The organism is Ensifer sp. EB106-03-01-XG145 (genome assembly GCF_058792075.1).
Window position 1 is genome coordinate 635,308 of record NZ_JBYTEC010000001.1, and the last position, 13,606, is coordinate 648,913.

Here is a 13,606-nt window from a genome sequence, read left to right on the forward strand (position 1 = left end):
CGCCTCGGGTTGGTGTAGCATCCGTTTTTCGAGCAACAAAGCGGAATTCAACCATTGCGCGGTGCAAAACGTTACCGCAAAGCACAAATTCGTCGCATTGAGGACAGGGATGGGAAATCTCTTGACTCCTCGCGTGTCGCAATGGTTTGTTAGCGAACTCAAAGCGCTTTGAATTTTCGCGCATCATCGTCTGCCCGGTGGGATCCGGGTTCATCTTTGGGAGGAGAAGAACGTGAAGAGATCATTGCTGTTGGGCGTGGCGGCGTTTGCCCTGTTGGCAGGTGCTGCCGGCGCCGCTGACCTCAAGTTCAAGCCGGGCGAGGATTCGAAGTTCAACTGGGCGAGCTTCGAGGAGTTCAAGAAGGGTCATGACCTCAAGGGCCAGACGCTGACGATCTTCGGCCCCTGGCGCGGTGAGGACGAGGCGCTGTTCAAGAGCGTCTATGCCTACTTCACCGAAGCGACGGGCGCCGAGATCAAATATTCGTCCTCGGAAAACTATGAGCAGCAGATCGTCATCGACACCCAGGCCGGCAGCCCGGCCGAAATCTCGGTCCTCCCGCAGCCGGGTCTGATCGGCGATCTCGCCTCCAAGGGTTACCTGACGCCGCTCGGCGACGACACCCAGAAGTGGCTGCTCGACAACTACGCCGCCGGCCAGTCCTGGGTCGATCTTTCGACCTACAAGGGCAAGGACGGCAATGCCGCGCTCTATGCATTTCCCTACAAGATCGACGTGAAGTCGCTCGTCTGGTACTCGCCCGAAAACTTCGAGGATGCCGGCTACGAAGTGCCGAAGACCATGGAAGAGCTGAAGGCGCTGACCGAGAAGATCGCCGCTGACGGCGGCAAGCCATGGTGCATCGGCCTCGGCTCGGGCGGCGCGACCGGCTGGCCGGCGACCGACTGGGTGGAAGACATGATGCTGCGCACCCAGCCGGCTGATGTCTACGACAAGTGGGTCAAGAACGAGATTCCCTTCACCGATCCGGCTGTCGTCGGTGCGATCGACGAGTTCGGCTGGTTTGCCAAGAACGACAAGTTCGTCGATGGCGGCGCTGCAGCCGTTGCCTCCACCGACTTCCGCGACAGCCCGAAGGGCCTCTTTGCCTCGCCGCCGAAGTGCTACCTGCACCACCAGGCGTCGTTCATCCCATCCTTCTTCCCTGAGGGCACCAAGATCGGCGAGGACGCCGACTTCTTCTACATGCCGCCCTACGAGAGCAAGAAGGAGCTCGGCAATCCGGTGCTCGGCGCCGGTACGCTGGCGATGATCACCAAGGACACGCCGGCCGCGCGCGCCTTCATCGAATTCCTGAAGACGCCGATCGCCCATGAAGTCTGGATGGCGCAGACGAGCTTCCTCACGCCGTACAAGAGCGTCAACGTCGACACCTACGGCAACCCGCCGCTGAAGAAGCAGGGCGAGATCCTGCTCAACGCCACCACCTTCCGCTTCGACGGTTCCGACCTGATGCCGGGCAAGATCGGCGCGGGCGCGTTCTGGACCGGGATGGTCGATTTCGTCGGCGGCAAGTCGTCGGCAGATGTCGCCGATGGCGTGCAGAAGGCGTGGGACGCCATCAAGTAAGAACCGGATGACGGGCGGCGGCGATGCCGCCCGTTGCCGATCCGGGTTCGCTGCAGAGGCGGGCAGAGGAAAAGTGTATGCGGTTTTCCGTTCGCTTCCCGCCTTCGTCTATGAGAAGCAGCGCACCCCAATGAGAACGGCGACAATCGCCAGCCCTGCACGCGACCGTGCACCGAGGGGGAGGGACATGTCATGTTGTTTCAGCTTTTGAAGGCTGCAGGGTTCATGTTGGGCGGGGTCATCGGCTGCGCCGCCTATTTCTGGGGAACCAGTTTCATTCTCGACCTGATGTTCCCGTCGAAGGGAAAATCAGGTGCCGTCGCGTCAAGAAATCTGCGTATCACCAACGCCATCCGTCCGTGGTTGTTTCTGGGACCAGCGCTCCTTGCGCTGACAGTGTACCTTATCTATCCCGTCTTCATGTCGCTCTGGTACAGCGTCCATGATCGCGCCGGACAGAACTTCGTCGGCGTCAGCAACTATGCCTGGATGGTCAACGACGGTGAGTTCCGCCAGTCGATCTACAATAATTTCCTCTGGCTGCTGGTCGTTCCAGCGCTCGCGACCTTCTTCGGCCTGGTCATCGCAGCACTCACCGACCGCATCTGGTGGGGCAACATCGCCAAGACGCTGATCTTCATGCCGATGGCGATCTCGTTCGTCGGTGCCGCGGTCATCTGGAAGTTCATCTACGATTTCCGTCCCGAAGGCGCAGAGCAGATCGGCCTCCTGAACGCCATCGTCGTCGCCTTCGGCGGCGCGCCGCAGGCCTGGATCACGCTGCCCTTCTGGAACAATTTCTTCCTGATGGCGATCCTCGTCTGGATCCAGACGGGCTTTGCGATGGTCATCCTGTCCGCTGCCCTTCGCGGCATCCCTGAGGAAACGATCGAAGCCGCTGTCATCGACGGCGCCAATGGCTGGCAGATCTTCTTCAAGATCATGGTGCCGCAGATCTGGGGCACGATCGCCGTCGTCTGGACGACCATCACCATTCTCGTGCTGAAGGTCTTCGACATCGTGCTGGCGATGACCAACGGCCAATGGCAGAGCCAGGTGCTCGCCAACCTGATGTTCGACTGGATGTTCCGCGGGGGCGGCGACTTTGGCCGCGGTGCGGCGATCGCCGTCGTCATCATGATCCTCGTCATTCCGATCATGGTCTGGAACATCCGCAATGCGGCCAAGGAAATGAAGGGGCACTGAGATGAATCCAGCGACACGCTCACCCCTCATGTGGGTCGTCCACCTCTCGGTCCTTTTGATCGTCGCGCTCTGGACGTTGCCGACCGCCGGCCTGTTGATCTCGTCTCTGCGCGACAAGGATCAGCTCGCCGTTTCCGGCTGGTGGACCGCACTTTCGACCTCGTCGCAGAACACCGTCGTCCGGGCGCCAGGCCCAGAACGCCAGGTCGAGCGCGAAGGCAAGTTCGTGATCTCCGGCAACCTGCTCGAAGGTCAGCCGGGCCAAATCTCCGCCTTCGGCTTTAACAGCCGCGAGCCGACTGCGTTCAAGGCCGGCGAAACCGCCGAACTCAACGACGGCGAAAAGCTGACCGTTCAGGCCGACGGCAACTTCGAGATCGTTTCCGACAAGAAGATGGAAGGAAGCCGCGGCCAGCGCGTCTTCGTGACGGCGTCGTCGCCGCCGCGTTTCACCTTCGACAATTATGCCGAGGTGCTGGGTGCCGAAAACATCGGCCGCTCCTTCATCAATTCGCTGACGGTTGCCGTACCCGCGACGATCATCCCGATCATGATCGCGGCCTTCGCCGCCTATGCGCTTGCCTGGATGCCGTTCCCCGGCCGGGCGATCCTGATCGCCGTGGTCGTCGGTCTTCTCGTCGTGCCGCTGCAGATGTCGCTGATCCCGCTGCTGAAGCTCTACAACGGCGTTGGCACGATCCTGGGCGTGCCGGCCAAGACCTATGTCGGCATCTGGCTGGCCCATACCGGGTTCGGCCTGCCGCTGGCGATCTATCTGCTTCGCAACTACATGGCCGGCCTGCCGCGCGAAATCATGGAATCCGCCCGCGTCGACGGTGCCAGCGATTTCGATATCTTCGTCAAGATCATTCTGCCGCTGTCCTTCCCGGCGCTCGCCTCCTTCGCGATCTTCCAGTTCCTGTGGACCTGGAACGACCTGCTGGTGGCGATCGTATTCCTGGGCGCAGGCCCCGATGAACTGGTTCTGACCGGCCGGCTCGTCAACCTGCTCGGTTCCCGCGGCGGCAACTGGGAAATCCTGACGGCTTCCGCCTTCATTACCATCATCGTTCCGCTGATCGTCTTCTTCAGCCTGCAGCGCTATCTCGTGCGCGGTCTGCTGGCGGGCTCGGTCAAGGGCGGCTGACTATCAAGGACCTCCAGAGAAAATGAGCATGACCGAAATGAGCACTTCCACTTTGCAGCCGGATCGGGACTGGTGGCGCGGCGCGGTGATCTACCAGATCTACCCGCGCTCCTACCAGGACTCCAACGGCGACGGCATCGGCGACCTCAAGGGCATCGTTGCCCGGTTGCCGCACATTGCCGCCCTCGGCGCCGACGCAATCTGGATTTCGCCGTTCTTCACCTCGCCGATGAAGGACTTCGGTTACGACGTCTCCAACTACACCGATGTCGACCAGATCTTCGGCAGCCTTGCCGATTTCGACGCCGTGATCGCGGAAGCGCACCGCCTCGGCATCCGGGTGATGATCGACCTCGTTCTCTCGCATACCTCGGATCAGCATCCCTGGTTCGTCGAAAGCCGCGCAAGCCGGACCAACGCCAAGGCCGACTGGTACGTCTGGGCCGACTCCAAGCCGGATGGCACCCCGCCTAACAACTGGCTGTCGATCTTCGGCGGCTCGGCCTGGGCCTGGGATCCGACGCGCCTGCAATATTACCTGCACAACTTCCTGACCTCGCAGCCGGATCTCAACCTGCACAATACGGAAGTTCAGGAAGCGCTGCTTGGTGTCGAGCGTTTCTGGCTGGAGCGCGGCGTCGACGGCTTCCGCCTCGATACCATCAACTTCTACTTCCACGACAAGCAGCTGCGCGACAATCCGGCGCTGGCGCCGGAACGCCGCAACGCCCAGACCGCACCGGCGGTCAACCCGTACAACTATCAGGAACATCTGTACGATAAGAACCAGCCGGAGAACCTGGCATTCCTGAAGCGGTTCCGCGCCGTCATGGACGAGTTTCCGGCGATCGCCGCTGTTGGCGAGGTCGGTGACAGCCAGCGCGGCCTGGAGATCGCCGGCGAATACACCTCCGGCGGCGACAAGATGCAGATGTGCTATGCCTTCGAGTTCCTGGCGCCCGATCCGCTGACACCGGCGACCGTCGCCGAGGTTCTCCGCAATTTCCAGAAGGCAGCGCCCGAGGGCTGGGCCTGCTGGGCCTTCTCCAACCACGACGTCGTGCGCCATGTCAGCCGCTGGGGCGCTGGCGTTGCCGATCGCGACGCGCATGCAAAGCTGCTTGCGAGCCTCTTGATGTCGCTGCGCGGCTCGGTCTGCATCTATCAGGGCGAGGAGCTGGCGCTGAGCGAAGCCGAACTCGCTTATGAGGACCTGAAGGATCCCTATGGCATCCAGTTCTGGCCCGACTTCAAGGGCCGCGATGGCTGCCGTACACCGATGGTCTGGGACGGATCCGCGGTCAATGGCGGCTTCGGCAGCGCGAAACCCTGGCTGCCCGTGCCGGCAGAGCACCTCCAACGCGCCGTATCGGCGCAGCAGGGCGACCAGGCGTCGGTGCTCGAGCACTACCGCCGCTTCCTGCATTTCCGCAAGGCGCATCCGGCTTTCGCCAAGGGCGAGATCGAGTTCCTGAACACGGATGGACAGGTGCTCGCCTTCGTGCGCAGCTATGGCAACGAGAAGCTTTTCTGCCTGTTCAACATGAGCGGTACGCCGGCTGCGGCCACGCTGCCGAACGAACCGGTCGCCGCGCTTGAAGGGCACGGCTTTGCAGCCGAGGTGAAGGACAGAACGGTCAACCTGCCGGCCTGGGGCGCGTACTTCGCCCGGTTGGTGTGACGCCGGCTGAACAATGATGAGAGCAAGAACTGACGGGAAGAACCGAAGGGGAGGGTGCAATGACGGGTCTGCTGCTTAAAGATATCCGCAAGTCCTACGGCGCGGTCGATGTCATTCACGGCATCAATCTCGACATCAAGCAGGGCGAGTTCATCGTCTTCGTCGGTCCGTCCGGCTGCGGAAAGTCGACGCTGCTGCGCATGATCGCGGGTCTCGAGGAGATCACCGGCGGCGACATGTTCATCGATGGCGAGCGCGTCAACACCGTGCCGCCGTCGAAGCGCGGCATCGCCATGGTGTTCCAGTCCTATGCGCTCTATCCGCATATGACCGTCTACGACAACATGGCCTTCGGCATGCGGATTGCCAAGGAATCGAAAGAGGAGATCGACCGGCGCGTGCGCGCGGCCGCCGATATCCTGCAGCTCACCAAATACCTTGATCGTCTGCCGAAAGCGCTTTCGGGCGGTCAACGCCAGCGCGTTGCGATCGGCCGGGCGATCTGCCGCGACCCCAAGGTCTTCTTGTTCGACGAGCCGCTGTCGAACCTCGACGCGGCCTTGCGCGTTGCCACCCGCATCGAGATCGCCAAGCTCAACGAGCAGATGGCTGATACCACGATGATCTATGTCACCCACGACCAGGTGGAGGCGATGACGCTCGCCGACCGCATCGTCGTGCTGTCGCAGGGCCATATCGAGCAGGTGGGTGCGCCGCTGGAACTTTACGAGCGGCCGGCCAATCTCTTCGTCGCGCGCTTCATCGGCTCGCCGGCGATGAACATCATCCCCTCGGCGATTACCGCCACCGGCGCGCAGACCACGGTGAAGCTGACCGGCGGCAAGAGCGTCACGCTCGATATAGCCACGGACGCATCGCAGAACGGCAAGATGGCGAGCTTCGGCGTCCGGCCGGAAGACCTGCAGGTCTCCACTGGCGAGGACTTCCTGTTCGAGGGCACGGTCGCCATCGTTGAGGCACTTGGCGAAGTGACGCTGCTCTATATCGAAGGTCTGGTCGACAAGGAGCCGATCATCGCCAAGATCCCCGGCATCCTGCCGGTTCATCGCGGCGACAAGGTGCGCTTCACCGCCGACAAGGCCAAACTGCACCTGTTCGATGCTGACGGTCGCAGCTATCGCGCGTAAGCAATTCCAGGAAAAGTGCGCAGCGGTTTTCCGTCCGGAATTGCGGCCTGGAAGATCAATTCCAGGAAAAGTGCGTAGCGGTTTTCCGTCCGGACTTGCGGCTTGGAAGATCAGTTCCAGGAGAGGTGCGTAGCGGCCCTCCGTCCGGATTTGTCTAACGAACAGATGGTCATTTCGACCCGCCCGTAAAATCGGGCGGGTTTTTTCAATGCAACCTACGGATCAAACCCTCTGTTAAATCTCTGCCGCTAATCTGTTTCAAAAGGGGATAGGAAAGGCATATCGATGAGAGGCGCGGCGCCCGCAATGCAGCAGCACTTCCTGAACAAGGAAGAGTCCTTCATGTACGATCGGGAAGCGAACTTTCCGATGGAGGACACACGGAACGAGGCGCGCATCGAATATACCGAGAAGGGCATGACGCAGCTGAGTTCCCGCCGCTGCGAGATCATCAAGCTCTCCAAAAGCGGCGCCGTCATCAGTATCCTGACGCAGTATCAGCTTCCGCAGAACTTCTATCTCGATATCCCGAGTGCCCGCATCCAGATGGTCGGCTGCCTGCTGAAGCGCGTGCATGCCAACAACGTCATCGAAGCGCGGTTCCTCCGCCTGCTGACCGACCGCGATCTCAATCGGATCTTCGTTTACAGCACCCATCCGAACCATCGCAACCGAACGCTCGATATCTATCGCTGAGGCCGAACGCGGCTTGAGGTGTGGGGCCTGACCGTCCTGTCGGCGCAATGAATGGTTGCGGTCTTCTTCAACAGACTCGGACCGGAACCATGCAGCGACCCTATCGGCTTTCCTGCCATTGCGGCGACATCGCAGTCGAGGTTGACGAGGAGCTTTCTGGCCTCGTCGAATGCAACTGTTCGACCTGCCGGCGCTCCGGCTTCCTTCATTGGAAGGTGGACGCCGCCAAGGTGAAGCTGCTCACCGAGAAACGTCGCCTGTCGAGCTACATCTGGCGCGGTCTCAACGAGGGCCATCACTTCTGCCCGACCTGCTCGACGCCGATCATGCGCGGCGGCTATCCGGACAACAAGATCTCCATCAATGCCCGCTGCATCGAAGGAGTCGATGTATTTACGCTGGAGATCGAGCGCTACGATGGGCGCGATGACATGTTTCCCGGCCCGCTGCCGTAAGCGGATGGTGTGGGCGCCCAGCTCGCCGCTGCCTCGAAGAAAAGTTCGCTAGAAAAGAGCGCCGCCCTGGCTCAGGAGGCGGCGCTATTTGCGTCCTAGTGGAAGAGAACGCTCGCTCCATGGTCGGCAGCGCCTGCAATCGCCCGGAACGGCGCGAAAAGCTCACGGCCCATGCCGAAATCGTTGTCCGAGAGGTCGGCATGCGCAGGTACCCGCGTCTTCAGCGCGATGTCCTCGACCAGCACTTCGATCGTCCCGGCGACCGCGTCGATACGCACGATATCGCCTTCCTGGATCCGGGCGATCGGGCCGCCGTCCTTGGCTTCCGGTGTCACGTGGATCGCCGCCGGTACCTTGCCGGAGGCGCCGGACATGCGCCCGTCGGTAAGGATGGCGACGCGCTGGCCGCGATCCTGCAGGATGCCGAGCACGGTCGTCAGCTTGTGCAACTCCGGCATGCCGTTCGCCTTCGGGCCCTGGAAGCGCACGACGGCGACGAAATCGCCCTCGAGCTTGCCGGCCTTGAAGGCGGCATTGAGCTCGGCCTGGTCGTGGAAGATCTTCGCCGGGGCCTCGATGACGTGGCGATCCGGTTTCACGGCGGAAATCTTGATGACCGCCTTGCCGAGATTGCCGGTCAGCATCTTCAGGCCGCCGGTATGCTGGAACGGTTGGTCGATGGTCGCAAGCACCTTCGGGTCAGCACTTTCCTTCGGTGTCGGCACGCGCTCGACGCCGCCGTCGGCTCCAAGCCGAACGTCGATCTTGTAGGCGTCGAGACCCTGGCCGACGACGGTGCGGACGTCATCGTGCAGCAGCCCGCCCCGCAGCAACTGGCTGATCAGGAAGCCCATGCCGCCGGCGGCATGGAAGTGGTTCACATCGGCAAGGCCGTTCGGATAGACGCGGGCCAAGAGCGGCACGATATCCGAAAGCTCGGAAATGTCCTGCCAGGTCAAGACGATGCCGGCGGCGCGCGCCATGGCAACCAGGTGCATCGTGTGGTTGGTCGAGCCGCCGGTCGCATGCAGGCCGACGACGCCGTTGACGATCGAGCGCTCGTCGATCATCTCGCCGGCGGGCGTGAACTCGTTGCCCATGGCGGTGATCGCCAGCGCCCGCTTGGCGGCCTCCTTCGTCAGCGCGTCGCGCAGCGGCGTGCCGGGATTGATGAAGGAGGCGCCGGGCAGGTGGAAGCCCATGATCTCCATCAGCATCTGGTTGGAGTTGGCCGTGCCATAGAAGGTGCAGGTGCCCGGCCCGTGGTAGGACTTGGACTCTGCTTCGAGAAGCTCGTCGCGGCCGACCTTGCCTTCGGCGAAGAGCTGGCGCACCCGCGCCTTCTCGTCGTTCGGGAGGCCCGAGGTCATCGGACCTGCGGGCACGAAGATGGCGGGCAGATGGCCGAAGGTCAGCGCCGCAATGACGAGACCCGGTACGATCTTGTCGCAGACGCCGAGATAGACGGTGGAATCGAACATGTTGTGCGACAGGCCGACGCCGGCAGCCATGGCGATCAGGTCGCGCGAGAAGAGCGAGAGCTCCATGCCCGGCTGCCCCTGGGTGACGCCATCGCACATGGCCGGCACACCGCCGGCAACCTGTGCGACGCCGCCCGCTTCGCGCGCCGCATCGCGGATGAGCGCCGGATAGGTCTCGAACGGCTGGTGCGCCGAGAGCATGTCATTATAGGAGGTGATGATGCCGAGATTGGCCACGCGGTCGCCCGCAAGCGCCACCTTCTCGGCGGGGGAACAGACGGCAAACCCGTGCGCTAGGTTGCCGCAGCCGAGCACGCTGCGGTGCGGGCCGCTCGACGCCGCCCGGCGGACGCGGTCGAGATAGGGTTCGCGGTGCGGTTTCGAGCGCTCGACGATGCGAGCGGTGATCGCGGCAATGCGGGAATCGGCGGACATGGCAAATCCTGTTCCGGAGCCTTGAAGCTCCTCATCTTCATCCAGTCATCGGTCCGGAGCGCGGCGAGCTTGGGAGAGCGCACGTCGCGTCCCGGCATGTTCTCAGAAACACTTTCCCGTTCAGGCGGGAGCGCGCCACCGGCTGAACGTGTCTCCACTTTGATATTGGGCCAATTCAACCCAACAGCAGTCGATCTACGGCGCCCAATAAATCTGCACCGGCGATGCGGCACGGCGCAGCATCGCGCGGATCGGCATGTCCTTCTCGTCGCCGGCCTCTTCAGCCTTGGCGAGAACGGTCTTCTTGCCTTCGCCTTCGATGTGCAGCACCAGAAGCCGCGCATCCTGAAGGCTGGCGAAGGTCAGCGTCAGGCGGGTTTCGCCGGCACCTTCCGCCTCCATGGTGATCACGCCGCGCGGCGTCGCCGGATCGATGGCACGCGCGAGTTGCGATCCGCCCGGGAAGAAGGACGCGGTGTGCCCGTCCGTTCCCATGCCGAGAATGGCGACGTCGAACGGCGCGCCGATTGCTGCCGTTTCCCGGCTTGCGATTTCAGCGGCCGCCTCGGCGGTCGGGGCCGCATGGTAGAGCGGCATGAACTTGGCCGCGGCCGCCTTGTCCTGAAGCAGGTTGCTGGCAACCAGGCCATGGTTGGAGCGATCACTTTCCGGCGGCACGAAACGTTCGTCAACGAGCGTCACGGTTACCTTGTCCCAGGCGATGTCCTTTTTGGACAGCGCCTTGAAGAAAGCCTTGGGGGTCGAGCCGCCGGAGACTGCGATGCTCGCCGAACCGCGTGCTGCAATGCCGGCAGAAAGTGCGCTGCTTACGGCGTCAGCCAAGCCCTCTGCGAGTGCCGCACCGTTTTCAAATGTATGAAGCTCTGTCGTCATGGTCGCACCTATATCGCATCGTTCCAAGTGCGGCCGTCGCGCTCGATCAGCGCGATCGACTGGCTCGGACCCCAGGTGCCGGCGGTATAGCCCTGAACCTGCTGCCCGGTTTCCTCCCAGGCCTTCAGGATCGGGTCGACCCACTTCCATGCGGCCTCGACCTCGTCGCGGCGTACGAACAGCGTCTGGTTGTTGCGGACGACGTCGAAGAGCAGCCGCTCATAGGCGTCGGCATTGCGCACGGCAAATGCCTCGGCAAAGCTCATATCGAGCGAAACGTTACGCAGGCGCATGCCGCCCGGGCCAGGATCCTTGATCATCAGCGACTGCTTCACGCCTTCGTTCGGCTGCAGGCGAATGACCAGCTGGTTGGCGGAGATACGGCCGGCGTTGTTGTCGAAGATCGAGTGCGGAATCTGCTTGAAGGTGATGACGATTTCCGACATGCGGCCGGCAAGGCGCTTGCCTGTACGGATGTAGAAGGGCACGCCGGCCCAGCGCCAGTTGCTGACCTCGGTCTTGATCGCCACGAAGGTCTCGGTGTTCGAAACGCCGCCTTCGAGCTCTTCGAGATAGCCCTTGACCGGACCGCCGGCAGAGGCGCCGGCGCGGTACTGGCCGCGCACCGTCACCTGTTCGACGTTGGACGAGGTGATCGGCTTCAGCGCGCGCAGAACCTTGAGCTTTTCGTCGCGGACCGCTTCCGCGTCCATCGAGGTCGGCGCTTCCATGGCGACGAAGCAGACGAGCTGGAGGATGTGGTTCTGCACCATGTCGCGAAGTGCACCGGCCTTGTCGTAATAGCCGGCGCGGTTTTCGAGGCCGACGGCTTCCGCCACGGTGATCTGCACGTGGTCGATATGGGCGGAGTTCCACAGCGGCTCGTAGAGCGCATTGGCGAAGCGCAGCGCCATCAGGTTCTGCACCGTCTCCTTGCCGAGATAGTGGTCGATACGGAAGATCTGCTCTTCGCGGAAGACCTTGCCGATCGTGTCGTTGAGCTCGGTCGCCGATGCGAGGTCGCGGCCGATCGGCTTTTCGACGACGATGCGGGTATTCTTGGTGATCAGCTTGTGATCGCGGATGCGTTCGGAAATGTCGCCGAAGATCGCCGGGCCGACAGCGAGATAGAAGGCGCGGATACGCTCCTTGCCCTCTTCGAGGATCTTCTTCAGTGCGTCCCAGCCCTGGTCCGACTTGGCGTCGACGGAAACATAGAACAGGCGCGCGGCGAACTTGGCGACTTCCTCTTCCTTGTACTCGTCCGCCTTCAGATGTTCCTTCAGCGCATCGACGGCGAATTTGCGATAGTCCTCATGGCTCAGTGCTGCGCGCGACGCCCCGATGATGCGGGTCGGCTCGGTGATCTGGCCTTCCAGTTGCCGGTGATAGAGCGCCGGCAACAGCTTGCGCTCCGCAAGATCGCCGGTGCCCCCGAACACCACATAGTCAAATGGTTCGACGGGAATGATCTGGCTGCTCATGGGATATCTCGATCTGTTCAGGTCACGGACACATATAATCTAATCGATTTAAATGCGCTAGGGTGCGGCGCAATAAAATGCCGCCGCGAGGGCTTCTCAGAACCTGTCACGTAATGCGTACCAGCTTAACGCGAGGAAGAGAAGGGCGGAGCGGAACCGCGTACCACCGGGAAAAGCCGGGATTTTCAGGGCTTTCAGCAGATCGAGCTCGGTATCCTTGCCGAGCGCCAGGTCGGCATAGAGCTTGCCGCAATAGTTGGAGAGCATCACGCCGTGGCCGGAATAGCCGCCGATCGAGGTGACGCCGGGCATCACTTCGCGACAGAAGGGCGTGCGCGGCATGGTGATGCCGACCGAGCCGCCCCAGGCATGGGTGATCTCGATATTGGCAAGTTCCGGATAGATCTCGCTGATCTGCCGGCGGATGTGGGTCGAGATATCGAGCGGATTGTCAGCGGTATAGGCCTCGCGGCCGCCGAAGAGCAGCCGCCCGTCCCGCGACTTGCGGAAATAGCGCACGACGAAGCGCGAATCATCGACCGATTCGCCGCCGGGAATGACCTTTGGGTGGTCGGAAAGCACCGTCGTTGCGCCGATGAAGGAGCGGATCGGCATCACGTGGCTGGCGCTCACCGGCTCGAGATTGCCGATATAGGCGTTGCAGGCGACGAGCACGCGGTCGGCGGTGATCGTGCCGCGGTCGGTGGTAATGACGATCGTGCCGCTTTGGCGCTCGATCTTGGTTGCCTTCGTCTGCTCGAAGAGATTGGCACCGGCAAGGGCGGCCTGTTTCGCAAGGCCGACCAGCAGCTTCATCGGGTGGATATGGCCGGTGCCGGCATCGCGGATGCCGAAGTGGTAATGGCTCGATCCGAGCCGGCTTGCGGTTTCCTCGCGATCCATGAAGGAGAGATGCGGATAGCCGAAGCGCGTTGCCATCGCTTCCGCATGGTCGCGATAGTCTTTTTCGAGGCTCTTCTTGTGGCCGACCGAGAGCTGACCGGGCACGAACTCGATGTCGATTTCGTGCGTGTTTGCGAAGTCGAGCACGTAGCGCTTGGCATTCTCCGCCATGTCGAAGAGCGCCTGTGCCTGCTCATGACCAAGGTTTTCTTCGGTCTCGTCCGCCCAGGCGCGCTGCCCGGTGCCGAACTGGCCGCCATTGCGGCCGGAGGCACCGTCGCCGAAGCGGCAGGCGTCGATCAAGGTGACGTCGACGCCCTGCCGCGCCAGGTTCCAGGCGGCCTGCAGCCCGGTATAGCCACCGCCGACGATCGCGACATTGGCTTTCCGCGATCCGGGCATGGCGGGATACTCCGGTCGATCCGGAACGGTCGCCTCATACCAGGAGTAACCGGGCGAGATCGGGCTTTGCCAGGGCATGGAGA

Annotated in this window: 11 protein-coding genes; 7 read left to right on the top strand and 4 right to left on the bottom strand. The window is 62.4% G+C overall.

The window, feature by feature from the left end:
* Positions 1-232 precede the first annotated feature (232 nt).
* From AC3WWH_RS03115 to AC3WWH_RS03145, 7 genes are all read left to right on the top strand, one after another.
* Entirely contained in the window at positions 233-1,591 is a 1,359-nt protein-coding gene (locus AC3WWH_RS03115; protein WP_057251032.1) for an ABC transporter substrate-binding protein, read from the top strand.
* A 192-nt stretch (positions 1,592-1,783) separates the two neighbouring features.
* Complete coding sequence (locus AC3WWH_RS03120; RefSeq protein WP_093231965.1) at positions 1,784-2,797, top strand: carbohydrate ABC transporter permease; 1,014 nt, start codon at positions 1,784-1,786, stop codon at positions 2,795-2,797.
* A 1-nt stretch (position 2,798) separates the two neighbouring features.
* Positions 2,799-3,944, top strand: a complete 1,146-nt coding sequence (locus tag AC3WWH_RS03125) for a carbohydrate ABC transporter permease (RefSeq protein WP_058320486.1) — start codon at positions 2,799-2,801, stop codon at positions 3,942-3,944.
* Between the two features lie 22 nt (positions 3,945-3,966).
* Positions 3,967-5,625 carry a beta-galactosidase BglA gene (bglA, locus tag AC3WWH_RS03130; RefSeq protein WP_058320485.1) on the top strand — a complete coding sequence of 553 codons (1,659 nt, stop codon included), beginning with the start codon at positions 3,967-3,969 and terminating at the stop codon, positions 5,623-5,625.
* 59 nt (positions 5,626-5,684) lie between these two features.
* On the top strand, positions 5,685-6,773 hold the full coding sequence (locus tag AC3WWH_RS03135) for an ABC transporter ATP-binding protein (protein WP_058320484.1): 1,089 nt from the start codon (positions 5,685-5,687) through the stop codon (positions 6,771-6,773).
* Between the two features lie 285 nt (positions 6,774-7,058).
* Entirely contained in the window at positions 7,059-7,469 is a 411-nt protein-coding gene (locus tag AC3WWH_RS03140) for a hypothetical protein (RefSeq protein WP_057251024.1), read from the top strand.
* An 89-nt stretch (positions 7,470-7,558) separates the two neighbouring features.
* Positions 7,559-7,924 carry a GFA family protein gene (locus AC3WWH_RS03145; protein WP_058320483.1) on the top strand — a complete coding sequence of 122 codons (366 nt, stop codon included), beginning with the start codon at positions 7,559-7,561 and terminating at the stop codon, positions 7,922-7,924.
* 95 nt (positions 7,925-8,019) lie between these two features.
* On the opposite strand, the gene edd is transcribed toward AC3WWH_RS03145, so the two are convergent.
* From edd to AC3WWH_RS03165, 4 genes are all read right to left on the bottom strand, one after another.
* Positions 8,020-9,840, bottom strand: a complete 1,821-nt coding sequence (gene edd, locus AC3WWH_RS03150) for a phosphogluconate dehydratase (protein WP_058320482.1) — start codon at positions 9,838-9,840, stop codon at positions 8,020-8,022.
* A gap of 195 nt (positions 9,841-10,035) precedes the next feature.
* Positions 10,036-10,734 (bottom strand): 6-phosphogluconolactonase, encoded by a 699-nt coding sequence (gene pgl / locus AC3WWH_RS03155; RefSeq protein WP_058320481.1) that lies wholly within the window; start codon positions 10,732-10,734, stop codon positions 10,036-10,038.
* Positions 10,735-10,742: 8 nt separating this feature from the next.
* Entirely contained in the window at positions 10,743-12,218 is a 1,476-nt protein-coding gene (gene zwf / locus AC3WWH_RS03160) for a glucose-6-phosphate dehydrogenase (protein WP_492376871.1), read from the bottom strand.
* Positions 12,219-12,314: 96 nt separating this feature from the next.
* Positions 12,315-13,601 carry an NAD(P)/FAD-dependent oxidoreductase gene (locus AC3WWH_RS03165; protein ID WP_058320480.1) on the bottom strand — a complete coding sequence of 429 codons (1,287 nt, stop codon included), beginning with the start codon at positions 13,599-13,601 and terminating at the stop codon, positions 12,315-12,317.
* Positions 13,602-13,606: the final 5 nt, after the last annotated feature.

Bases quoted from the DNA above. Each gene is read 5' to 3' on its own strand.
- AC3WWH_RS03120 (WP_093231965.1), top strand. From the start codon at position 1,784: ATGTTGTTTCAGCTTTTGAAGGCTGCAGGGTTCATGTTGGGCGGGGTC.
- AC3WWH_RS03125 (WP_058320486.1), top strand. From the start codon at position 2,799: ATGAATCCAGCGACACGCTCACCCCTCATGTGGGTCGTCCACCTCTCG.
- bglA (WP_058320485.1), top strand. From the start codon at position 3,967: ATGAGCATGACCGAAATGAGCACTTCCACTTTGCAGCCGGATCGGGAC.
- AC3WWH_RS03135 (WP_058320484.1), top strand. From the start codon at position 5,685: ATGACGGGTCTGCTGCTTAAAGATATCCGCAAGTCCTACGGCGCGGTC.
- AC3WWH_RS03140 (WP_057251024.1), top strand. From the start codon at position 7,059: ATGAGAGGCGCGGCGCCCGCAATGCAGCAGCACTTCCTGAACAAGGAA.
- AC3WWH_RS03145 (WP_058320483.1), top strand. From the start codon at position 7,559: ATGCAGCGACCCTATCGGCTTTCCTGCCATTGCGGCGACATCGCAGTC.
- edd (WP_058320482.1), bottom strand. From the start codon at position 9,840: ATGTCCGCCGATTCCCGCATTGCCGCGATCACCGCTCGCATCGTCGAG.
- pgl (WP_058320481.1), bottom strand. From the start codon at position 10,734: ATGACGACAGAGCTTCATACATTTGAAAACGGTGCGGCACTCGCAGAG.
- zwf (WP_492376871.1), bottom strand. From the start codon at position 12,218: ATGAGCAGCCAGATCATTCCCGTCGAACCATTTGACTATGTGGTGTTC.
- AC3WWH_RS03165 (WP_058320480.1), bottom strand. From the start codon at position 13,601: ATGCCCTGGCAAAGCCCGATCTCGCCCGGTTACTCCTGGTATGAGGCG.